The sequence below is a fragment of the Acetobacter orientalis genome, assembly GCF_000963965.1.
GTDB lineage: Bacteria > Pseudomonadota > Alphaproteobacteria > Acetobacterales > Acetobacteraceae > Acetobacter > Acetobacter orientalis.
The window spans coordinates 40640-63735 of record NZ_BAMX01000014.1 but is presented as its reverse complement, the minus strand read 5'-3'; the positions used below and the strand labels follow the sequence as shown (position 1 = coordinate 63735).

Sequence of the window (23096 nt, the reverse complement as noted above, 5' to 3'; positions counted from 1 at the left end):
ACAATCATGAACCAGAAAACACTAACCCTACATCTCGTCTCTGAAGCCACAGGCCAGACACTGGATTCCGTAGCCCGTGCCTGCATTGCCCAATTTCCCGGCACGGAAGTTAGGCTGCGGCACTGGAACCTTATTCGCTCTCGGCTGCAATTACGCCGGGTGCTACGCCATATTGCCCTAGACCGTGGGCCTGTCATGTCGTCTCTAACAGACCCTGCGCTGCAAGCCGATATGGAAGCCGGGTGCGCCAGCCTACAGGTACGCCTGCTAGACGTACTGCACAACGCCATGAACTTTTTGTCCGAAGAAACGGGTGAAGAAGCCACCCGCCACCCCGGTGGCCAATATATTATGGACGAAAACTACTACCAGCGTATTGAGGCCATGCATTACGTGCTGGCCCATGACGATGGCCAAGAAACAAACGGCCTGAACGAAGCTGATGTGGTGCTGGTTGGTGTATCTCGTGTTTCTAAAACGCCAACCTGCTTTTATTTGGCTAACAGAGGCATCAGGGCCGCAAACGTACCTTTGGTTATGGGTATTGAGCCACCCAAGGCCCTATTTAACCTACAGCGCCCCGTTATTGGCCTGACCATAGACCCCGAAACGCTTATAGAAATTCGGCGCACGCGCTTGTCTCAAATGTTGCCTATGGGTAAACATGCTGAACACACAAGCGATTATGCCTATGTAGACCTTGAAAAAGTGCAAGAAGAACTCCGCTGGGCACGCCGCCTATGCCGCCACCATAACTGGCCTATTATTGACGTAACGCGGCGCTCTATTGAAGAAACTTCGGCGTCTATTCTAGACCTTATCAATAATCCACAAAGCTAACGCCAAGCATACCCCAGCAGTATGTTTGCGCTCTTAACACGAGTACAAAATAAAAAACCTCCCTGTAAAACGGGAGGTTTTTTTATAAATCCAGCTACCAAACCACCCCTACGTGCAAACAAATAGAGCGCAGTGCATAGCTTTAATTTGCACATAGTCTCCCCAGAGACTTGGGTTAGCCCTCAATCCTCAAGCTCACCGGGTTGCAGGCGCTGTACGCGTATGGCTTTGCCTTGGGCATCGTAGTAAATAATATTGCTACCACGGCGTTGGGCGTAGCCATCTGGCTTACCATCTGGTGTCCAAAAAAACAGGCGGTTTGCATCTGCCTGTTCTTTTATTTTATCGCCCTGCGGCACGTAGCGAAATTTACTGAAATCTTTATGTGCACGTGGCAAAGGCGGTTTAGCAGCAAGCTTGTGCATGTCTGGCCCTTTATGGCCTTCTTCATCACCATCGCCGCCGCCTTCATCATCTGCAGCCATAACGGGGTGTGCCGCAACAATGGGGGTAGCCAGCGCCAAAAACCCCATCATGAGGAAGCACCCTTTACGAACCCGATATGCCATGCCGCAATCACCCTCTCTAACGCTTCTACAACTTGAGTGGGTTTCATCTTTGCCCTGTTTTGGCAGGCGGCGCAATCTGCACCTGTTGGCTAAGGGCGCTTATAACCAGCACAGCAAAAACGTGCTTAGCCAACCCGCCTATAATTTTAGGCCAATACTGGCGGCATGGTCAGCAACTTAGCTTCTGCCATGCGGGTAATTTCCTGCAAGGCTACATGCAGTTCAACCTCCGGCTTATGCTGCAAACGACTTTCTAACGCCGCCATAACGTCGGTAGCCTCTAAACCCGTCATGTCCAGAATAAACGGCATATCAAAACGGTGCTCATACGCTTTATTTAACGACCTAAACTGCGCAAAAATTTCTGGCGCAAGCCGGTCAAGCCCTGCCGGTACACCACTTGGTGCCTGCGGCACGCCAGAGGCAACGGCTAACAGGGTCTCTAACCCAACATACCCGCGCAAAACCCGCCGTTGCGCCTCTTGCGGTGCTGCGCCAATCATTGCACTCAGCGTTGCATTAAGGGCTTTTAGAGACACAAAAGGGCGGCAGGCATAGGCCTCTGCTGCAGCCCAGTCTGCATTGGCGTAAAGAGAGCCATAACGGGCAATAAACGCATCTCGGCTTAGCTTGTTTACAGCAATCATGGCGTCTTCAGTCATAAAACCCCCACATTTTTTGGTGCAGGCAGTGCGCCGCACACAACCAGCTTAGCAAACGCGTGCAGAAACTGTCCGTTCATTTTTAGGGTAGTCTGGGCCACCGTGCCGCCATTTTTTGCGCAACCCTGTGCGGCTTGGTATGGCTATACCCCATGACAGAAACTTTGACCGGCCCATTTGAAAAAGAGCAGGAAATACGCAAAAGCCGTTTTTTGGCCCGCGCGACACCTGTAAAAACCATTGAAGACGCAGAAAGCTTTATTCACGCCATTATGCAGGCAGAGCCAGAAGCCACCCACCATTGCTGGGCATGGCAAGTTGGCCCGCAATGCCGCTGCCACGATGCGGGCGAGCCATCAGGCACGGCTGGTCGCCCAATTTTACAGGTTATAACCGCCCAAAAACTAGACCGTGTAGCGGTTGTGGTTACACGCTGGTTTGGCGGTATTAAATTAGGGGCTGGTGGGCTCATACGCGCTTATGGCGGCGCAGCGGCTGAATGCCTGCGCGAGGCCCCAAAAGAGCCTATTATCGAACGCGTAAGCCTAACATTTCACGCCCCGTTTTCGCTCTTGTCTCTTATTCAAGCCCGCTTGCAAGAATGGGGCATAGACGCCACACCCCCTGCGTTTGATGCAACGGGCGCACAATTTGTGCTCACTCTACCCTTAGCTCAGCAACAAGACTTCACCCACCGCATGATGGATCTTACAAGTGGGCAGACCCATATTGCGGTAGTAGAAGAGGCACCCTAACGCCCTTAAGGCCAGAAAAGCAGGCCCGCCTTTTTAGCGGTGCGTAACCCAACCGTTACCAGTTGAATCGCCCAATTGGCCATCACCAAATGGGCCACTGCTCTGGTAGGCAGACCCATAGCGCGACAGGTCTGCCCCGGTTACGCCGTCACGGTGCACTTTTGCCAAATGGTCTGGGTCATCACCGTGGTTAAATTCCATAGACGGCGCATCTTGGTAGCCCGGTGGCAAGCTACGGTGGCCATGCACGGTCTTTTTCTCGGCAGATTTACTGTCCTGCCCCTGTGCACCGTAGGCACCGCTGCCATCGCTAAAAGAAATATCGCCATCTGGCGTTAAGCCCGGTGCGGCTTTGGCTGCGGGTACGCCACAAACCAGAGCTGCACCAACACTTAGGCCAGCCAAAAGCAAACATGTTGGTTTAAGCACTTGCGCCATTGCGCGTTACCCCACAAAAAAATTTGGACAACTAACTCTGCACCTTACACCGTAGCATGCAGGGAATAAGTCTTTAGTATCGCACCAACGGACAAAAAAATCCAACTTGTACTGCTCTGTTGAGCAATACCCCCGAAATTACCCGCAACCATTTGAAATAAAATCGTTTATTGCAAACATACCAGCTTACCGGCTGTTATGCTGTAGCAACAAAGCGCACATAACCACGGCACATTGCCCTGTTTTAGGGTTGCGCCACGGCGCACAGAGCCGCAACAAAATTTGCGTATCCCGCCGGTTTTGGACATAAAGGCGTCCCTCGTGGCTTTTAGCCTGCGGGGGTTACATTTTTTTCTGTATCACCCCACCTTTCAAGAACAGCCCAAACTGACAGGATCAAGTCCATGACTGCCTCGCCCGCCCAGCCCCGCCCGACGTCTGCTACCTGGATGCCGGATAGCTGGCGTTCGTTTCCAGTCAAACAAATGCCGACTTACCCAGATGACGCTGCTCTGAAAGCTGTTGAAGGCCGCCTGAGCGCCTACCCACCACTGGTATTTGCAGGTGAAGTACGCCGCCTGCGTAGCCAGCTTGCGCAAGCGGCCCAAGGCAAAGCCTTTGTGCTGCAAGGCGGGGCCTGCGCTGAAAGCTTTAGCGAATTTAAAGCCGATGTGGTGCGCGACACCTTCCGCGTGCTGTTGCAAATGGCTGTGGTGCTTACCTTTGGCGCCAAAGTGCCGGTTATTAAGCTGGGCCGTATGGCTGGCCAGTTTGCCAAGCCCCGCTCGTCAGATACGGAAACGAGCAACGGTGTTACCCTGCCTTCATACCGTGGCGACATCATCAACGGGCCAGAATTTACGGCTGAAGCCCGTATTCCTGACCCTGCCCGCATGGAAACCGGCTACTTTCAGTCTGCTGGCATTCAAAACCTGCTGCGCGCTTTTTCACGCGGGGGGTACGCCAACCTGCACGAAGTACACCGCTGGAACCTAGACTTTGTTGAGCGCTCTCCATTGGCAGACCGTTACAGCGTTATGGCCGAAAAAATTGGGGAGACCCTCTCCTTCATGCAGGCATGCGGTATTGATGCCGCCTCTGCCCCGCAAGTAGATGAAACCGAGTTCTACACCTCGCACGAGGCCCTGTTGCTGCCTTACGAGCAGGCCCTAACCCGCGTCGATTCTACCTCTGGCGAATGGTACGACTGCTCAGCCCATTTTATCTGGATTGGGGATCGTACCCGCCAGCCAGATGGTGCCCATGTTGAGTTTTTGCGTGGCGTACGGAACCCGCTGGGCATTAAAGTTGGCCCCACCAGCACGGTGGAAGACCTTGAAAAACTACTCGATATTCTCAACCCAACCGATGAAGCCGGGCGTATTACGCTTATCTCTCGTATGGGTGCAGAGAAAATTGAAGACCATCTGCCCCCACTTATGCGTGCTGTTAAAAATACAGGCCGCACCGTTACGTGGCTGACAGACCCCATGCACGGCAACACCATTTCTACCACGCAAAAGGTCAAAACACGCTCATTTGACTCCATCCTTAAAGAAGTCACTGGCTTCTTTAACGTGTGCGCGGCAGAAGGCGTGCATGCTGGTGGTGTGCATATGGAAATGACCGGCCAAAACGTAACAGAATGCGTTGGTGGCGCACACTGCCTAACAGAATCTGACCTTGCAGACCGTTACGAAACCTTCTGCGACCCCCGCCTGAACGCTGAACAGTCTTTGGAACTTGCCTTCCTTATGGCTGAGCAGCTCACCGGCAAACGTTAAGTTTTTCGGGCACAAGCTCGATCACAGAACCGGGGGGTGCCTTTACCGCACCACCCCGAACCCCCATCATCCAATCAGTCCTAATTGGAATGGAGATGAGATAAGGATGGTGCAGCCTAGTTTTGGTACGAATACGCCCGGCGTAGAAACGGCCTCTTCCGCCTCTCCCCTCCCCGACTCCGTTATTACCGCCCGCACGGATTCCTACTTCAACCGCACCAAGCAAATTGTCTCTCACTTTGGAGACTGCGAGGTGACTTACGCCTACTTCATTCGCAGGCCGGTTATTTCTGCACCGGGCCTTATGCTGGAGTGGCTTAAAAATGTTATGGCCCAACGCAATGCCCCTTATAAGGTAGACATTGTGCACCCAGAGGGTGAATGGGTTGGCGCGGGTGAACCCCTTGTCTACATTACCGGCTCTTTCACGCATCTGGCCGATCTGGAAACGCTTTTGCTGCAAAAGCTCGGTAGCCCCTGCGTGGCCGCCCACCGTGCGTACCAAATTGCCCTTTCTCTGCCCCACACGCGCTTTCTCGCTATGGATGCCCGCCACTGCGCTGGCTACGAAATGCAAGAACTTATGGCCTATGCGGCCTCGGTCGGTGGGCGTGCTGCCCAACGTGACGGCGCAATAGGGTTTGTCGGCACCGCAAACGATGCCGTTGCCCCATTCTTTGACACCACGCAGGGCTACGGCACCATGCCGCATGCCCTTATTGGTTATGCAGGCTCGACCGTACGGGCCGCAGAAATGTTTAGCGAAATTTACCCCGACACCAATTTAGTGGTGCTGGTTGATTACTTTGGCAAAGAAATAACAGACGCACTGGCCGTATGCCGCCGCTTTCCAGACCTTGCGGGCCAAGGCAAGCTGGCCATGCGCCTAGATACCCACGGCGGGCGTTTTTTAGAGGGGTTAAACCCGCAAGAATCTTACGCGGTGGTAGACCGCCACGCCCCCCAAGCCCTGCGCCGTTACCGCTCAGACACAGAGCTGCGCTACCTTATTGGCACCGGCGTTTCAGCCGCAGCGGTATGGCGCATGCGCGATGCGTTGGATGAGGCAGGCTTCCCGCATGTTAAAATTATTGCCTCATCTGGCTTTGGGGTTACCAAATGCGCCTGCATGGCAGATGCCAAAGCCCCAATAGATGTTGTCGGCACAGGCTCCTTTATTCCAGACCTCTGGAACGAAACCTACGCCACAGCCGATATAGTCTCTTATAATGGAACTGAGCGGGTTAAAATTGGGCGTGAATTTCTTCTCCCCTCTGCCCGCGCAGCACAGAAAGGCCCCTCTGCATGACAGAAAACCCCACCACGGACGACAACAAGACATGGCGCGTGCGTATTCTTGACCTCTCCTCCGGTGGCGCAGAAGACGACGATAGCCTAGAAGAAGTTGGCGGCTTTCACGACCTAGCCCACGCCAACGCCTTTGCCCGCAGCTACGTGCGCGACAGTGTAGAGCGCTGCCGCGTACCCGGTGCCTCTGCCAAAGATGTGCTCAGCGCATGGCTGGCCTTTGGTGAAGACGCCGTAGTGGTCGATGCCGGAGATGACGGCTGGCACTCAGCTAACGAACTGGATGATTTTACCGCCACCCGCGCCACCCCCATGGAGCGCGACTGGCGCAGCCTAGACCCCCGCCGCCTGATTGATGAGGAAGAGGAACTCGCCTTTTCTGCCATAGAAACAGAAGACGACGAACCCCCAACCCACCACTAAGCCACCGCCTTGCTGCCCCTATACGGGGTAGCGCATACCTCCACCCCACCTGCGGCGTTCTTTTTAGAACAAAAATGCGCTAGAAGGGGTGGGAGAGCATTTTACACCACCAGACCAGTATAGAGACTTCATGAAACTACGTTTCGCGCCCAGCCCCACCGGTATGCTGCATGTTGGCAATGCCCGCCTTGCCATAGCTAACGCCCTATTTGCCCGCCGTAATGGCGGCAAGTTCCAACTGCGCATAGATGACACCGACACGGGCCGCTCGAAAGAAAGCCACGTTGAGGCCATTCGCACAGACCTAAACTGGCTTGGCATTACGTGGGACGAAACCTTCCGCCAGACAGAACGGCTAGACCGCTACGCAGCCGCCATTGAAAAGCTGAAGGCTACAGGCCGCCTCTACCCCTGCTTTGAAAGCGAACACGAACTGGCCGCCAAGCGCGAAACGCAAATTCGCCAGCGCCGCGCCCCGGTTTATGACCGCGCCATGCTCAAACTCACCCCCGAGCAGCGCCAGCAGGCCGAAGCCAACGGTAAAGTGCCTTACTGGCGTTTCCGTTTATCAGACCGCATTGTAAATTGGCGCGATCTGGTTATGGGTAATTGCACGGTTAAACTGCCGTCTGTCTCTGACCCCGTGCTGGTACGTACCGATGGCACCGTGCTCTATACCCTCGCCTCTGTGGTAGATGACCTAGCAACAGGCATTACCCACATTATCCGTGGTGAAGACCACGTGACCAACACCGGCGTGCAAATTGATATTGCAGAAGCACTGGGCGCACGGCCAGACCATTTCCGTTTTGCGCACCTACCCCTGCTGCTTGATGAAAATGGCGGCAAGCTGTCTAAACGCTTCGATGCCATGTCTTTACGCACCCTGCGCCAAGACGGTGTAGAGTCAGAAGCCCTAGTGGCCTATCTGGCCCGCCTTGGTAGCTCAGACGACCCAATTTTGGAGCCATTTGCCGAGCAGGCCAAAGTGTACGACATCTCGCACATTTCCAAATCTGCCGCGCGGTTTGATACACGCCAACTTCTGGGCCTAAACCACAAGCTGCTTGGCCAACTGCCCTTTAGCGCGGTGGCAGACCGCCTGCCGGAAGGTGCTACAGAAGAATTTTGGCTGGCTATTCGCACCAATATCGAAATGCTCTCAGAAGCAAAACAGTGGTTTGCTGTGGTGTATGGCGACATTGTGCCCCCGGCTGAAGAAGACCCCACCTTCACCAAAGAAGCCGCCAGCCTGCTACCCGCAGAACCATGGGACACCACAACCTGGAAAAACTGGACAGCGGCTGTAAAAGAAAAAACGGGCCGCTCAGGTAAAGCCCTGTTCCACCCGCTACGCTTGGCCTTAACGGGTGAAGAAAACGGGCCAGAACTACGCGAGCTTTTACCCCTTATGGGCCGCAAACGCGTACTCGCCCGCCTGCTACCCGGTAGCGGCAACTAAAGCGCTTTTAAAAGCGGAAGGCTCTTTGGGCTTTCCGCTTTTTTTTATAACAAGAGCCAGTAGGCATTTTTTATATGCAGGCCCTTGCGTTTTAGTGCTCTCAACAAACAACGGAGCGCACAATTTCCGCAACGCTACGGCTTGCGCTGCACCACTCGTTTTTGGGCTGTGTTGTCGCTTTTTACGGCTTCAGCCACTCAGAAAATGGTTCCAAACCTGCTTGGTTTAGGGCCAGCTCTCCACGTTCTTTTACGCTAAGCACCGTTAGCTTTACACGCCGCCACGGTGCTTGAATTAACATGCAGCCCTTGCACCGTACTTAGAGTGTCCCCTCTCCACAAAACTCTATAAGCTACAGCCTCGCCTGTCTTTGAGCACGTACAGCAGCTTCTTTCCGCTCTTGCTGCCAAAGCAGCGTTGCTACAAAACCGCCCATTCAACCACAAAACAGGCCCAATAGCCTCGACACGCGCCTTTTGCCACACGCTCTACCCCAAACACTGCTGCGAAATTTACCTTCATTGCTGCACGTACAAGCCTTTTTACACAGCCTCTTAACGTGACAGGCTGCAAAACTTCCGGCACTCTTATGTTTACGCCAAACGCAGTTTAGGCGTTTTAAGCCTGTTTCTTCATTTTATGCCCAGACCCCGGATCACGCATGTCAGCTTTTTTAAGCCGCCGTTCTTTCAGTCTTGGTCTTGCAGCTATGGCCGCAGCCCCGCATATGGCGCAGGCCCATAATTATGACCCCTCTGACGTGCCGCCCCCCACGCTTGAAACCCTAAAATGGGCACAAAAAACACGCGCCAGCCTGCAAGCCCTTATGGTCGCGCACGGTCAATATTCCGCTCACTACGACCATAAAAAACGCCCCTATATTGTATTTGATTGGGACGAAACAGCCATTGTCGGCAACGTACAGCTTACATTATTCCATTATATGCTAGAGCATTTTGCGTTTTTGCTGCCAGCACATGAATTTCAAAAACTTTTACATTCGCACGGTGCCGAAAAACTTCTCCCTCTGCCCTTCACCACGCAAGATGGCAAACGCCTAAGCCTGCACACATTGGTGCAAGATATTTTAGAAGACTACCGTGCCCTTGCCGCCCGCTACGGGCACCGCCCGCACCCATTACCCCGAGACGAACTCCAACAAGACCCCACCGTACTGGCCTTTAAAGCCCGTATGGCCTTTTACCACCACGCTTTAACCGCCCTTCATGGTGGCGAGATCGCACAGCGCTGGCTGGTAAGCCTTGCAGCAGGCCACACCTTAACAGATGTTGTTGCCATGAGCCGTGCCGCTAACGAGTGGTATTTGGGCCAAGCCATTGGCACCATAAAATGGGCCTGCCCGCCAGAGCGCGCTGGTGTAGGCGGCCCAGTAAGTGCCACTATTACGCAGGCTTTACGCTTAACCCCAGAAATATCAGACCTGTTTCAAATTATGCAAGAACACGGCATAGACCCCGTTATCTGCACCGCATCTCTTGAGGAATGCACAGCCATTTTTGCAACATCGACCGAGTATGGCTACAATATTCCGCGTGAGCACGTCTTTGGTGCCCGCCTAGAAGAGCACCACAAAACCCTATTGCCCTTAGAAGCTGCCAATGTACCTTTCCCTTACGAGCAAGGCAAAACAGCACTTATTAAAAAATATATGGTCAGCAAACGCGAAGGCCCGCCTCTGGCCATTATTGCCGGAGAAGACAGCACAGCCGACCTCATAAAAACATTTGCAGACACACCGCTGTGCTGTCTCATAAACCGCAAACAATCTGATGCCATGATGCCTTTTTTAAAAGAGGCTGCAGAAATGCGTACACTCGACACCCCACGCCTTGTTTTGCAAGGGCGCGACGAAAACACAGGGGAATGGCTCCCAACTGAGGCCAGCATTTTTCTAGGCGACACAATGGCCCAACTGCCCTGATAGCGTATTATGGTAAAAGGCTATTTTAAAAACTGCTTAGTCCACTTTTGACCCTATTTTCAGTCTGCAATTACGGTCTTTTTGCGCGCACAAAGCAATACAAGTGCGCTTAAGCTAGGCATTGAGCGACAAAAATACGCAGCTAAGCTCAACATTCACTTTTTGAATTAAGCCCTAAGCTAGTAAGGCGGCTTACTTTGGCCCCAATACGCAACACTGTGCTGATAAGCTATGAATGCTCTTTTTTAGGGAAAATATTTTCAATAAAACGGGCGAGCACTCGTTAAAGCCCCGCCCGTTTTGTTTATTTTTTATTTGAGAACAGCACAGGCCACCCGGTCTCCGGCACCACCAATTGGCTGTGTGGTGTAGTCATCTGGGTTGGCATGAATAACCAAAGATGCCCCATCAGCATCCAGCAGGTTAGGCCGTTTTGCATCCCCTTTCAGGGCAACCAATGTAGAATAAAGCTCTACTGTAGCAGTACCATCTGCTGCTACGTAAAGGTTGGGCAGGTCACCGTCATCATTTGCTTTTTCATTAAGCAAACCGTGCACAACAGGTTTTACTGTGTGCACATGGCCACCAGCGCTTGTAAATTTAGGGGCTTCGCAGCTCCCTTTTTCATGAAAATGAATGCCATGCCAGCCGGGTGTTAGCCCTTTGGCTTCAACGCGCACAATAACGCCTTTAGGGGCCGCGGTTACCTGTACGTGCCCGTGCACTGCACCGTCTGTGCCCAGTAGGTCTCCGCTTGCGGTTTCAGCCGCGCAAGCCAGTGTGGGCAGCAGCATAAGACCCAAAGCCAGAACTGTGTTTTTTGTAAAACGAGACATGTGCATATGCTTTCCTTGTATGAGCCACTCGCTCGCGTTGAAAGATAATGAGTATAAATTGCACCTTAGCAATTGTGCGCCACAGCCCAAACGCCTGAAATGCCTCTTTGATACAGAGCACAAAAAAGTGATCAGCTACATAAAAAAGCCCCACCGCACAAATGCGGCAGGGCTTTTTTGCAAACCTGAAAAAAAATCAGGAAGGCAGATTAGTTTTTGGTTTTGTCAACCATGCGGGATTTTGCAATCCACGGCATCATGCCACGCAGTTTTTCGCCAACGGCTTCAATCTGGTGGGCATCGTTAATGGCGCGTGTTGCTTTAAAGCCAACGTTACCAGACTGGTTTTCCAGAATGAAGTTACGCACAAACGTACCGTTCTGAATATCCGTCAGGATTTCTTTCATGGCTTTTTTGGTGTCAGGCGTAATCACACGGGGGCCAGACACGTACTCACCATACTCAGCAGTGTTAGAGATGGAGTAGTTCATGTTGGCAATGCCGCCTTCATAGATCAGGTCTACGATCAGCTTCATTTCGTGCAAGCATTCGAAGTAAGCCATTTCAGGGGCGTAGCCACCTTCAACCAGCGTTTCGAAACCAGCGCGGATCAGTTCAACCAGACCGCCGCACAGCACTGCCTGTTCACCAAACAGATCGGTTTCAACTTCTTCTTTGAAAGAGGTTTCAATCGTACCTGCACGGCCACCACCAATGGCAGATGCGTAAGACAGAGCGATTTCAAGCGCACTGCCAGATTTGTCTTGTGCAATAGCAACAAGGCAAGGCACGCCGCCGCCACGCTGGTATTCAGAACGCACGGTGTGGCCAGGGCCTTTAGGCGCAATCAGGAACACGTCCAGATCTGGGCGGGCTTCAATAATACGGAAATGGATAGACAGACCATGGGCAAAAACCAGAGCAGCACCCTGCTTCAGGTTCTTTTCCAGAGAGTCTTTATACAGCGCGCCCTGGCCTTCGTCAGGTGTCAGCACCATAACAACGTCTGCCCATGCAGCAGCTTTGTCTGGGGTCATAACCGTAAAGCCAGCACCTTCAGCTTTCTTTACAGCAGATGAGCCTTCACGCAGACCGATAACAAGGTCTTTAACGCCACTGTCTTTCAGGTTGTTAGCGTGGGCGTGGCCCTGGCTACCATAACCAATAACGGCAACTTTTTTGGACTTGATCAGATTAACGTCTGCATCGCGGTCGTAATAAACGCGCATGTGGTCTTTGCTCCTTGTTGTGGCAGCCTTCATTCAGGCGCCGTACTTCACCGTCAGGGGTTCTGAATCGTCTGCGGCCCACGGCAGATAGCCGCTATACCGGTGCGGGACACCTCCGCCAAGCCGAGCGGGCGCATCAGTTCGATGAAACTATCAAGTTTGTCGCTTGAACCGGTCAGTTCAAACACAAAGGAAGAGGCTGTTGTATCAACGGCGCGCGCCCTAAAGGCATCTGCAATGCGCAGTGCTTCGGTACGGCTTTCGCCAGAGGAAACAACCTTGATAAGCGCCATTTCACGCGCAACGTGCGGCCCTGCCGAAGACAGGTCTACCGCACGAGAGACCGGCGTAAGCCGTTCTATCTGCGCTTTAATCTGGCGAATGTCAGCCAGCGTACCAGTCGTGACAATATTCACCCGAGAGACAAGGCTGTGCTCATCTACCGGCGCAACTGTTAGGCTGCGAATATTGTAACCACGGCCAGAAAACAGGCCAATAATGCGGGCCAGTGCACCACTTTCGTTATCGACCAGAAGGGAGATAACTGCAGAACCGGGAGCTTCCTGCTGCATTGTAAAACTTCCTGAAATCACGCTTGTAAAAACAGCGTATTACCACGCCACGGACAAAAGAGAGTGTGCTTGCCCTTAGACAAGCATCATCCCTTCACGGGTTACTTCCGCACCGCGCTCTTCCTGCTCCGGCCCCAAAATCATTTCATTATGGGCCGCACCAGACGGAATCATGGGAAAGCAGTTTTCGCCTTCTGCCACGCACAGATCAACCACCACTGGGCCATCATGCTCCAGAGCTTCACGAATAACGCTATCAAGCTCGTCCAAGCGTGTGGCGCGCAGGCCTTTGGCATGGAAGCTCTCTGCCAGCTTTATAAAGTCTGGCAGCGCGTCACTGTAGCTTTCTGAATAGCGTGAGCCGTGCAGCAGTTCCTGCCATTGGCGCACCATACCCATATAGTGGTTATTGATAATGAACAGCTTAACCGGCAGGCGGTACTGCGCAATGGTGCCCAACTCCTGCACGTTCATGAGGGTTGAGGCCTCACCGGCAATATCAAGCACCAGCGCATTGGGGTGGGCCACCTGTGCACCAACCGCAGCGGGCAAGCCGTACCCCATGGTGCCAAGACCACCAGAGGTTAACCAGCGGTTGGGTTCATCAAACTTGAAGAACTGCGCCGCCCACATCTGGTGCTGCCCAACCTCGGTTGAAACATAGGTCTCACGCCCGGTTTCACGCGCCAATTCATAAATGCGCTGAATGGCTTTTTGCGGTTTAATAACCGCATCGGCTGCTTGGTCTTGCTTAAAGCGCAGGCAATCAAGCGCGCGCCAAGCCTCAATCTGCTGCCACCATTGTGCCAGATCGGCTTCATGCGCATAGGGGGTTTGTTTTTCCCACTCGGCAAGCATCAGCTCAATCGTGCGGCCCACATCACCCACAATTGGCAGGTCAACATGAATGATCTTGTTGATCTGAGATGGGTCGATATCAACGTGAATTTTAAACGAGTCGGGCGAGAACGCGTCCAACCGGCCTGTCACGCGGTCATCAAAGCGGCTGCCAAGGGCTACCAGCACATCACACCCGTGGGTGGCCAAGTTGGCTTCGTATGTGCCGTGCATACCCAGCATGCCCAGAAACTGCTTATCCGTAGCCGGGAAAGCACCCAACCCCATAAGCGTAGACGTAACCGGAAAACCCGTAATACGCGCCAGCTTACGCAGGCCTTCGCAGGCTTGCGGGCCAGAGTTAATAATGCCACCGCCGGTATAAAACAGGGGCCGCTTAGCATTTTTAAGCGCCGCAACAGCCTGTGCAACAGCATCGTGATCTGGCTCTGTGCGTACTTTAGAGGTACGCGGCTTGGTCTGCTCTGCCGTTACATAAGGGGCATCACCCACTGTAATGTTTTTGGGCAGGTCAATCAGCACCGGGCCGGGGCGGCCAGAACGTGCAATGGCAAAGGCTTCATGCACGGTTTTGGCCAAATCTTCGGGCCGGCGAACCAGATAGTTATATTTGGTAACGGGGCGCGTAATGCCTGTTGTATCGGCTTCCTGAAACGCGTCGTTGCCAATAAGAGCGGTTGGCACCTGCCCAGACAGGCACACGAGCGGAATAGAATCCATCAACGCATCTAACAGGCCGGTAACGGCATTGGTGGCACCGGGGCCACTGGTTACCAGCACCACGCCAACTTTACCGGTAGAGCGGGCATAAGCCTCTGCCGCGTGCACAGCAGCTTGCTCATGACGTACCAAAATATGCCGAATTTCCTTTTGCCGGAAAAGCGCATCGTAAATAGGGAGCACCGCCCCACCAGGGTAGCCGAAAATAACCTCGACACCCTGCTCTACAAGGGCGCGCATAAGAACTTCTGCACCAGCGAGGGTAGCAGGGGTCTGTGCGGCTTGCGGGGCAGAGGCTGTTTTCGGTGTCATATCTTCCTATCTCCCAAAATTGGGTTGGGCCGCATCTTTAAGGAACCAATTGGGCAGCGTCAATCCCGGAAAGAATAAAAGAAATAATTTCGTGCAGTTTTCTTTCCGAAAATTGCTCACAAGGTGGCATACACGTATCAAGAGTGTATGTTAGGCCGGGGGCAGAAAGCGCGTGGTGGGCAAACCACGTGGCCTGCCTACGGGTATAACGCCCCGTTGCCAGCACGGAGCGCTCAATGGCGTCTTGCTCGGTTAACTCTCCGCGCAGTAACGCCACAAGCTCTGGCACACCATGCGCACGCATTGCGGGTAATGATGGGTCAAGCTGTTGAGAAAGCAGGTTTTCTACCTCAGCCACTGCGCCATGCTGCATCATATCGGTAAAGCGCTGGGCTATGCGGGCGCGTAGCTCTGGCCGGGGGGGGAGCAAGCGCAACGCCACAAAACTGCAAGGGGCTGGGGGTAAACCCGGTTGTGCCTGCCAATAAGCCAAACTATGGCCTGTACCCCGCCATACCTCCCACGCGCGGCTAATACGTTGGGAATCGCCGGGTTTTAGGCGGGCGGCCATTTCAGGGTCTATTTCTGCCAAGCGGGCATGCAAGGCTTCTGGCCCGTGCTCAGCGACAAAAGTGCGGGCCTCATTCCGAGCGCTTTCTCCGCAATCTGGTATTTCAGCCAACCCGTCTGTTAGGGCGCGCATATACATACCTGTGCCGCCACACAAAATGGGCAAACGGCCTTGCGCCCACGCGGCCTGCATGGCGGTAAGCGCTTGGTTGCGCCACCATGCCACACTCCCTTTATCGGCTGCGGGTAGCACGCCATACAGTTGGTGGGGCACCAGTTGCTCATCTGCTGCGCTTGGGCGGGCCGTTAGAACATGCAGCTCTTTGTAAACCTGCATGGAGTCTGCGTTAATAATTGTACCGCCAAGCCGCTGCGCTACAGCCAGCGCCAAAGCAGACTTACCCGAGCATGTAGGCCCCGCAATAATAAGGGCTACCTGCTTTGCCGGTTTTTCAGTGCTGGCACCCTGTGCTGCTGCTTGCTTCATGCGGGTATTCCTGTCACACCCCTAAAAAATGATGAGCCTCGTTCTGACCCTTGTCGCACGACGCGACGCGACCACGCTGGATGCCGCCACCATCGCCCTGGCACGGGACATTGTGGACGGTACACAGCCCCCCACCGTTCTCTCTCCTGAAGAAGCGGTGGATATTCCATGCCCCCCCAGCGCGGTTGACCAGTTGCCTGCCTTGCGTAAAGCCTTGGCAGACAAACCGATAGATGCGCTCCTGACACATCAGGCTGCCCGACGCAAACTCCTGCTTGTGTCAGACATGGACAGCACTATTGTTGCCAACGAAACGCTAGATGACCTAGCCAGCCACGCAGGCATTGGTGAAAAAATTGCCGCCATTACTGCCCGCTCCATGAATGGCGAGCTTGATTTTGCAACAGCGCTAAAAGAACGTGTGGCCCTGCTTAAAGGCCTGCCCGCATCCCTTATGGAAAAAGCCTGGCAAGACGTACGCTTAAACGAAGGGGCAAAAGCCCTTGTGCAAACCATGCGTGCGCATGGGGCTTACACCGCTCTGGTTTCTGGTGGGTTTACCTTCTTTACTTCCCGCGTGGCAGAGCTTTGCGGCTTTCAAGAAAACCACGCTAACACCCTGCTTACCGCACACAGCACCTTAACGGGTGAGACCGGCCACCCAATTTTAGGGCCAGATACGAAACTTGAGCTACTAACAGCCTTAGCCCAGCACCACCGTTTGGCCCCAGAGCAAACACTGGCCATTGGTGATGGTGCAAACGACCTACCCATGCTGCATAAAGCCGGTTTAGGCGTTGCCTTTTTTGCCAAACCCATTGTGCGTAACGCTATTACGGCACAAATTAACCATACGTCTTTACGCACGGCCCTGTTTGCACAAGGCTACCCCGTTACCCTATTTTCTGGGGACTAAGGAACAACCCCATGCAGCTTGACCCAAGAGACCTCTCATCCCTCCCGATTGCCAGAATCATTCTGGCCGTTATCGGGTGTGGTCTGCTGTTTTATTGTTTCCAGTATTACCTCGCTCTGCCGCCAGACTCGCCAGAGCACGTTATGCGGCATGTTGCGGCCCTTATTGTGGGCACACTTATTTTGCTTGGTACCATTTGGGTTTAAGCGGCTTTTTTATAAAGCCGCTTTGCTGCCACGCGCTAAAATAGCCCTAAAACCCTAAACGACGGTGCATTTCGGCCGCAATGGCCGGGGTATCGTCCAGCGGTTCAACTGGCCATGGGTCAAGTTTTTCAAAACCTGAGAGCGGGTGCAGCATACGCACCCGGCCTGCCTGCTCAAGCACATCGGTAAAACAGGCAATACGGCGAGACTTACCGGGCAACGGAAACACCGAAACCGGAGCCTGCCCCGCCACTGCCTCAGAAATCATGGACACGCTATCTGTTGTCACCACCACGTGGTCTGCACAGGCAATAAGGCCACGGTAAGGGTTGTCACCCTCTCCGTCCCAAACCGTGCCCCCTACGGCCTCTACTAAGTCTGTTAGCACAACCTGTGCCTTGGGGTCTGTACGGCGAGACGTAGTCACAAACAAACTGCCCCCCTGCTTGCCTACAGCTTTGGCCAAAATAACCCCAAGACGGGCGGCCTCTCCCTCGCCCAACGTAAAGCGGCCATTAGAGCCACCCACAAGCCCAGCAATAAGCGGGCGGGGTAAATGGGCAAAACGGGGTGCCCACTCTGCCCGCGCTTGCGCCAGTACCTCTGGCGTAAGCCCGTGCAGGGCTGTGCGGCCTAGCAACACGTTGGGGCCGCTTATTTCGTCATGCACGCAGGCAATCACCAGATCAAAATAGCGCAGTGGCAGGCGGGGGTTTTGTATCTGCACCACCGGGCGGCCTGCACTGCGCAAGGCCGCGCCAATAGCACCGCCTTTACCACCAATGCTTACAACCGCCTGCGCGGCTTGGGCCGCAGGCATAAGGGGCACCCCTTGCGTGTCTTGCAAAAAAGGGCGGTGCCATAGTGCTGGGCCACGCAACGCCAAACGCGCCACACGGGTTGGGTGTATGGCGCGAAAGGCCCCCTGCCAGCCTGCCCGCTCAACCAGCCCCAGCGCTTGCGAGCGCATGCCTGCAAAATCTTCACCCACAACAAGGGCCTGTGCAGGGGGGGTAGGGTCTGCTCCGCTCTCAAAAAACGGCTCCGTTTGGGCGTATAACGGGTCAACCATCAGGCTCTTTCCCTGCTTTTTTCCGCGTATCTGCGGTTTTCTGTGCGTGCGCCCTATGGGCAAGTGGCCATTATGGCGTTATGCAAAGCCAGTTTTTCAACCCGGTCAAGGCGGATAAAACCAGCATGTCCAACAGCTTTGAGGCAATGGGCCTTCTGCCGTCCTTGTGCGCACATGCCGCGCAAGCAGGCATGGACACCCCAACCCCTATCCAGCAACAAGCCATTCCCGCTGTGCTAGAAGGTAAAGACGTGTTGGCTATCGCCCCTACCGGCACAGGTAAAACTGCCGCGTATGCGCTGCCCATGCTCAACCACCTGCTCAGCGTGCGCCGCCATTACGATGTACTGGTTATGGTACCCACGCGTGAGCTTGTGCTGCAAACGGCTGGCGTGTTTCGCACCTGCTTGGGGTTAGACCCCAAAAATACCCGCCAAAAAAGCGGCACACCGGGCATTATTACCCTGTACGGTGGTGGAGACCGCGCCTTACAGGCAGAGTCTCTCAACCATAACGGCCCGCGCGTGCTTATTGCGACCCCCGGCCGCCTGCTAGACTTTGTGCATATGGGCGAGCTAGACCCCGCAACCCTTACCCGCGTGGTGCTAGACGAGGCAGACCGCCTGTTTGCCCCAGAGTTTTTTGAAGAAAGCGCAACGCTGGTTGAAAGCCTGCCAGAACAGCGCCAAACCCTGCTTTTCTCGGCCACTTTTCCTAAGCACCTTACCCCACTTGTGCAAAAACTTTTGCACAAACCGGTTGAAATTCATGTTGAAAAAACAACAGAAAAACGCGGGCCTATTCGGCAAGGTGTCTTTTTTATAGACCCTGCCCTGCGCGGCGCTTTTCTCAAAACCTTTTTTAATCGTGACCGCAAAAGCCGCACCATTGTGTTTACCAACACAAAGGCCGAAGCAGACCAAATTGCCAGCACCCTGCGCAAATACCGTATGGGTGCCGCCCCCCTACACGGAGACCTAACACAGGCCCAGCGTAACGCGACCGTGGCCAGTTTTAGCTCTGGCCGCACCCCTATACTGGTTGCAACAGACATTGCCGCACGCGGGCTAGACGTGCCCGATGTCCGCACTGTTATTAATATGGAACCCCCAGACCAAGCCGAAACCTACCTGCACCGCATTGGCCGTACAGGCCGGGCGGGCAAAACCGGCACCGCCCTAACCCTGTGCAGCATGACCGAGCGCAAAAAAATTCGGCACATAGAAGTTGGGGCCAACGTAAAACTGCGGGTACTAACAGAAGAGCAAGCCCTCCCCCGGCCAGAAGCCGAGACAGAAGCCAGCCCCAAAAAGCCGCGCACTAAAGGCTAGTTTTTACTGCGGGCACACTCTGTTCAACAGTAAAGCCCTGCTTTTTCATTAAAGCAGGCAACCCATTAGGCCCCATCATATGCAGAGACCCAACGGCTGCAAAAACCCTCAAGCCAGCATCATGCATGTCAGCAATTTTCTGGGCCATATGAGTGTTGCGGCTAACCATCACCGCTTCGTCCTGCGCACAGACATCTGCTGCGCTATCGCACTCGGTAGCGTATTTTTCCATAGCTGGCAGATCACTTTTGTCCCACATGGTTGCAATTTCAACCAAGCCGGACAAAGCTTTGCCTGAAGCAATAGCTTTCAGGTTAGCGTCAATTTTTCTCGCTTCTTCTTCCTTCGTCCGCCCCACTAGCAGAACACGCTGGGTTATTGCTTCTTCCAAGGGCACCAACTTGCGGTGAGTAGAGCGGGCTAATCCTGCAAAAACCGAGTCTATCCCGTATGCTGAGTAATATCCTAGTCCTCTTCCCACATTACTAGTCAGTGCCTCTGCTTGTGTAGCAAGCGGTACATTTCCCAAAGCTGCAAGAGAGAGGCACAATGGTTGCGCTATTTCAGCAACTGCTTTTTGGCGGCCGGTCTTAACCAACCATGCTGTTGTTTCTGGCTTGTCTGCGGCTCTCAATATACGCACCGTTACTGGGTCGGATAAATCAAGTTCAAGACCAACCACCTGACTTTGCGCCACCGCCCGCAAAACATCTGGCCCTGGTAGCAACCAGCTTTGCTGGGCAACATGAATCGTTCCATATAACCATGATGCGTGGCCATCCTTGGTTATTTTCCACAAAAACCCTCTATTATGGCTGTTCTTCAAAGCCTCTTTTAAGTTTCCAATCTCTAGTTTGGTGGCCTCTGGCGGGCAGGCTTTTTCAGCGGCAACAGCCGTTCCCATCACCATAAATGATACAGCACATGAGGCTAAAATCGTCATAAGTTTCATAATAATTTTTACTTTTTGATAAGGAGTAAGAGTTTGATTTTACAAAACTATACCGTAACATTGTGTTATTTTTTTATGATATTCGGATCGGCCTCGCTCCCCTAAGCCACATACTAAAATAACACTTCCCTCATAACGGTTTCTCACATTTGCGCAGTCCATTTGCACAAGGCATTGCGCCCCTACAAAAGCCAGACCATAGTGGCGGCTGTATGCATGCTTACGCCCTCTGCTCTGGTTGCATTTCCACACCTCTACACAGGCTGCTCAGTGCATGAGTTGCGCCTTCCGCCGCCATGCCCCAGAGCGCGGGAGTGTTCGTATTCGCACTGTGTCTGAGGTCTTGCCGCCACCCCAGCACCCCTTGCCCAAGTTTGAGATTGCCTTACCCCAACCAGACATAAGCCCATGGCTTGCCGGTAATTGCGGCATAGAAGGCGTACACCACTTTGAAGCCCCAACACCCGGCCCACACGCCGTTATTACCGCTCTTATGCACGGTAACGAATTTGCCGGAGCTTACGCGCTCAACACGCTGCTTACGCAGGCTATACGCCCTATACGGGGGCGGCTTAGCCTCATTTTTCTCAATATTGCAGCCTTTGCCCGCTTTGACCCACAGCGCCCTACCCTTTCGCGCTTTGTAGAAGAAGACATGAACCGCCTTTGGTGCCCCGAGCTTATACGCTCGCGGCATATGTCTATTGAAATGCAACGCGTGCGGGCCATCTGCCCCATTATAGAAACAGCCGACCTCCTGCTTGATATTCACTCCATGCTCTGGCCCGGCCCACCGGTTTTGCTAAGCGGCCTTACCACTAAAAGCCTTATGCTGGGCAACAGGTTGTCTGGGTTGCTCCCCACTCAGCCTTGGGTCGTGCAAGATGCCGGGCACGAAAACGGGCCACGCCTGATAGACCATGCCCGCTTTGCCTCTAACCGCACACGCGCTACCGCGTGCCTGCTAGAGGCAGGCCAACACTGGCAACCAGAAAGCCAAGCCACAGCCACACAGGCAGCCGCCCTGTTTTTGCTCCAAACAGGGCTTATAGCGCCAGACGCGCAGCCTACTATGGGCTTTGCACCAGTCACTCAGGCAATACCAGCGGTTGCCCAGCCTCCATGCCCTGCCCGCCATGCAACAGTGACCCATTGCGTGCTGGCACATACCTCTGGCTTTGCCTTTGTCAAACCGTTTACCAACGGTGCGCTCATACGCAAAAAGGGCACTTTGCTGGCCCTAGATGGGCAAGACGAAATTCGCACCCCCTATAACAACTGCCTGCTGGTTATGCCCAACCTGCGCCCCTTGCGCGGCCACACAGCCGTAAGGCTTGCCAAACCGGGCTAAAGCCTATTGCCCCCCCCCCGGCACAAAAAAAGGGAGGCCAAAGCCCCCCTTTCTTCGTACACCTCTAAAAGACCTAAACCCTTATTTGGTGTAAATAGGGAAACGGGCGCACAGCGCTTTAACGCGTTCATGCACTGCGTTTTCCACTTTAGCATCACCCTCACCACCAGAAGCGGCCAGTGCGGTTAGCACTTCGTCAATCATTTCCCCAACAGCGCGGAATTCTGCTTCACGGAAACCACGTGCTGTTGCAGCGGGGCTACCCAGACGCACGCCAGAAGTAATGGCCGGTTTTTCTGGGTCAAACGGAATAGCGTTTTTGTTCGCCGTAATACCAGCGCGTTCCAGAGCCTGCTCAGCAGCTTTACCGGTCACTTTCTTGGGCCGCAGGTCAACCAGCAGCAGGTGAGAGTCCGTACCGCCTGTTACAATGTCAAACCCACGCTCAACCAGCACTTCTGCCAGCACGTTGGCGTTTTTCTGCACGGCTTTCTGGTAGTCTTTAAATTCTGGGCGCAGGGCTTCACCAAAGGCTACTGCTTTACCAGCAATAACATGCATAAGCGGGCCACCCTGCAAGCCGGGGAAAACCGCAGAGTTGATTTTTTTAGCCAGTGCTTCGTCGTTGGTCAGAATCAGACCACCACGCGGGCCACGCAGGGTTTTGTGCGTGGTAGAGGTCACAATATCGGCATACTCAAGCGGGTTGGGGTACAGGCCAGCGGCCACCAAACCAGCAAAATGCGCCATGTCCACCATAAGGGCAGCACCCACTTCGTCTGCAATCCGGCGGAAGCGCGCAAAGTCGATAATCCGTGGGTAAGCAGAACCACCAGCCACAATCAGGGTTGGCTTATGTTCGCGGGCCAGCTTTTCCATTTCTTCGTAGTCAAGCAGGCCGTCTTCACGGCGTACACCGTATTGTACGGCGTTAAACCACTTGCCAGAATAGTTAGGAGCCGCACCGTGGGTCAGGTGTCCACCAGCAGCAAGGCTCATGCCCAAAATGGTGTCACCGGGTTTAGCCAGCGCCATAAAGGCTGCTTGGTTGGCGTTGGCGCCAGAGTGTGGCTGTACGTTAGCAAAACCTGCACCAAACAGGGTTTTAACCCGTTCAATGGCCAGCACCTCAATTTTATCAACTTCTGAGCAGCCACCATAATAGCGGCGGCCAGCATAGCCTTCTGCATATTTGTTGGTCAGCACGCTGCCTTGTGCCTGCAACACGGCTTCAGACACCATGTTTTCGCTGGCAATCAGCTCAATGCCTTCCTGCTGGCGCTTCAGTTCGCTGGCCAGAGCGGCCGCAACATCCGGATCAACGTCTGTAACCGGTGCGTGAAAAAAACGATCCAGATCCGTCTGGCTCATCAGGAAAACCCCTTGGCTTATACAACTTATCCTGTCCGAAGCGCCGTCCTGATAGACACCCGGCCAGTTTTCGTTACGTTAAAAACACATCTTGCTAAGACGGCCACTCTAGCCTCTCTATAGCAGCAAG

Annotated in this window: 22 protein-coding genes; 11 read left to right on the top strand and 11 right to left on the bottom strand. The window is 53.9% G+C overall.

All coding sequences use genetic code 11. The features are described from left to right. Positions 1 to 6: 6 nt before the first annotated feature. Positions 7 to 840: a pyruvate, water dikinase regulatory protein gene (locus Abor_RS06025; RefSeq protein WP_048840941.1), complete on the top strand. Its 834-nt coding sequence runs from the start codon at positions 7 to 9 to the stop codon at positions 838 to 840. A gap of 182 nt (positions 841 to 1022) precedes the next feature. Here Abor_RS06025 and Abor_RS06020 read toward each other — a convergent pair whose 3' ends face one another. Beyond that, entirely contained in the window at positions 1023 to 1409 is a 387-nt protein-coding gene (locus tag Abor_RS06020; RefSeq protein WP_052946371.1) for a hypothetical protein, read from the bottom strand. 146 nt (positions 1410 to 1555) lie between these two features. Next, complete coding sequence (gene uraD, locus Abor_RS06015; RefSeq protein WP_048840940.1) at positions 1556 to 2071, bottom strand: 2-oxo-4-hydroxy-4-carboxy-5-ureidoimidazoline decarboxylase; 516 nt, start codon at positions 2069 to 2071, stop codon at positions 1556 to 1558. Positions 2072 to 2223: 152 nt separating this feature from the next. Between uraD and Abor_RS06010 the strand changes: the two genes are divergently transcribed. Then, positions 2224 to 2826, top strand: coding sequence for an IMPACT family protein (locus tag Abor_RS06010; protein WP_048840939.1), 603 nt, complete (start codon positions 2224 to 2226; stop codon positions 2824 to 2826). Positions 2827 to 2859: 33 nt separating this feature from the next. On the opposite strand, the gene Abor_RS06005 is transcribed toward Abor_RS06010, so the two are convergent. Continuing rightward, on the bottom strand, positions 2860 to 3264 hold the full coding sequence (locus tag Abor_RS06005) for a hypothetical protein (RefSeq protein WP_048840938.1): 405 nt from the start codon (positions 3262 to 3264) through the stop codon (positions 2860 to 2862). 404 nt (positions 3265 to 3668) lie between these two features. Here Abor_RS06005 and Abor_RS06000 point away from each other — a divergent pair, with 404 nt between their 5' ends. The 5 genes from Abor_RS06000 (at position 3669) to Abor_RS05980 (ending at position 10183) form a co-directional block, all read left to right on the top strand. Then, on the top strand, positions 3669 to 5048 hold the full coding sequence (locus Abor_RS06000) for a class II 3-deoxy-7-phosphoheptulonate synthase (RefSeq protein WP_048840937.1): 1380 nt from the start codon (positions 3669 to 3671) through the stop codon (positions 5046 to 5048). A 106-nt stretch (positions 5049 to 5154) separates the two neighbouring features. Next, complete coding sequence (locus Abor_RS05995; RefSeq protein WP_048840936.1) at positions 5155 to 6357, top strand: nicotinate phosphoribosyltransferase; 1203 nt, start codon at positions 5155 to 5157, stop codon at positions 6355 to 6357. After that, complete coding sequence (locus Abor_RS05990; protein WP_048840935.1) at positions 6354 to 6779, top strand: hypothetical protein; 426 nt, start codon at positions 6354 to 6356, stop codon at positions 6777 to 6779. Before Abor_RS05995 ends, Abor_RS05990 begins: the two co-directional genes overlap by 4 nt. A 130-nt stretch (positions 6780 to 6909) precedes the next feature. After that, the gene (gltX, locus tag Abor_RS05985) at positions 6910 to 8241 is read left to right on the top strand and encodes a glutamate--tRNA ligase (protein ID WP_048840934.1); all 1332 of its coding nucleotides are present in this window, start codon (positions 6910 to 6912) and stop codon (positions 8239 to 8241) included. Positions 8242 to 8902: 661 nt separating this feature from the next. Next, entirely contained in the window at positions 8903 to 10183 is a 1281-nt protein-coding gene (locus Abor_RS05980; RefSeq protein WP_048840933.1) for an HAD family hydrolase, read from the top strand. A 311-nt stretch (positions 10184 to 10494) separates the two neighbouring features. On the opposite strand, the gene sodC is transcribed toward Abor_RS05980, so the two are convergent. The 5 genes from sodC to miaA all read right to left on the bottom strand — a co-directional run bounded on the left by sodC (position 10495) and on the right by miaA (position 15767). Then, positions 10495 to 11019, bottom strand: a complete 525-nt coding sequence (sodC, locus tag Abor_RS05975; protein ID WP_126621443.1) for a superoxide dismutase[Cu-Zn] — start codon at positions 11017 to 11019, stop codon at positions 10495 to 10497. 209 nt (positions 11020 to 11228) lie between these two features. Next, positions 11229 to 12248: a ketol-acid reductoisomerase gene (gene ilvC, locus Abor_RS05970; RefSeq protein ID WP_048841099.1), complete on the bottom strand. Its 1020-nt coding sequence runs from the start codon at positions 12246 to 12248 to the stop codon at positions 11229 to 11231. 53 nt (positions 12249 to 12301) lie between these two features. Further along, on the bottom strand, positions 12302 to 12820 hold the full coding sequence (gene ilvN, locus Abor_RS05965; protein ID WP_048840931.1) for an acetolactate synthase small subunit: 519 nt from the start codon (positions 12818 to 12820) through the stop codon (positions 12302 to 12304). A 75-nt stretch (positions 12821 to 12895) separates the two neighbouring features. Further along, positions 12896 to 14710 (bottom strand): biosynthetic-type acetolactate synthase large subunit, encoded by a 1815-nt coding sequence (gene ilvB / locus Abor_RS05960; RefSeq protein WP_048840930.1) that lies wholly within the window; start codon positions 14708 to 14710, stop codon positions 12896 to 12898. Positions 14711 to 14747: 37 nt separating this feature from the next. Then, a complete protein-coding gene (gene miaA / locus Abor_RS05955) occupies positions 14748 to 15767 on the bottom strand; it encodes a tRNA (adenosine(37)-N6)-dimethylallyltransferase MiaA (protein ID WP_048840929.1) in 1020 nt (339 codons plus the stop codon). A gap of 28 nt (positions 15768 to 15795) precedes the next feature. On the opposite strand from miaA, the gene serB reads away from it, so the two are divergent. Continuing rightward, complete coding sequence (gene serB / locus Abor_RS05950) at positions 15796 to 16683, top strand: phosphoserine phosphatase SerB (RefSeq protein WP_084594397.1); 888 nt, start codon at positions 15796 to 15798, stop codon at positions 16681 to 16683. An 11-nt stretch (positions 16684 to 16694) separates the two neighbouring features. Continuing rightward, a complete protein-coding gene (locus Abor_RS05945) occupies positions 16695 to 16889 on the top strand; it encodes a hypothetical protein (RefSeq protein WP_048840927.1) in 195 nt (64 codons plus the stop codon). Between the two features lie 46 nt (positions 16890 to 16935). Here Abor_RS05945 and Abor_RS05940 read toward each other — a convergent pair whose 3' ends face one another. Then, positions 16936 to 17859: a mitochondrial fission ELM1 family protein gene (locus Abor_RS05940; protein WP_126621559.1), complete on the bottom strand. Its 924-nt coding sequence runs from the start codon at positions 17857 to 17859 to the stop codon at positions 16936 to 16938. Positions 17860 to 18041: 182 nt separating this feature from the next. Between Abor_RS05940 and Abor_RS05935 the strand changes: the two genes are divergently transcribed. Next, entirely contained in the window at positions 18042 to 19292 is a 1251-nt protein-coding gene (locus Abor_RS05935; protein ID WP_232015048.1) for a DEAD/DEAH box helicase, read from the top strand. Here the strand turns inward: Abor_RS05935 and Abor_RS05930 are convergent. After that, positions 19282 to 20244, bottom strand: coding sequence for a TraB/GumN family protein (locus Abor_RS05930; protein ID WP_048840925.1), 963 nt, complete (start codon positions 20242 to 20244; stop codon positions 19282 to 19284). The genes Abor_RS05935 and Abor_RS05930 overlap by 11 nt on opposite strands. A 274-nt stretch (positions 20245 to 20518) precedes the next feature. On the opposite strand from Abor_RS05930, the gene Abor_RS05925 reads away from it, so the two are divergent. Next, a complete protein-coding gene (locus Abor_RS05925) occupies positions 20519 to 21595 on the top strand; it encodes a M14 family metallopeptidase (protein WP_048840924.1) in 1077 nt (358 codons plus the stop codon). 81 nt (positions 21596 to 21676) lie between these two features. Here Abor_RS05925 and glyA read toward each other — a convergent pair whose 3' ends face one another. After that, entirely contained in the window at positions 21677 to 22966 is a 1290-nt protein-coding gene (glyA, locus tag Abor_RS05920; RefSeq protein WP_048840923.1) for a serine hydroxymethyltransferase, read from the bottom strand. Positions 22967 to 23096 lie beyond the last annotated feature (130 nt).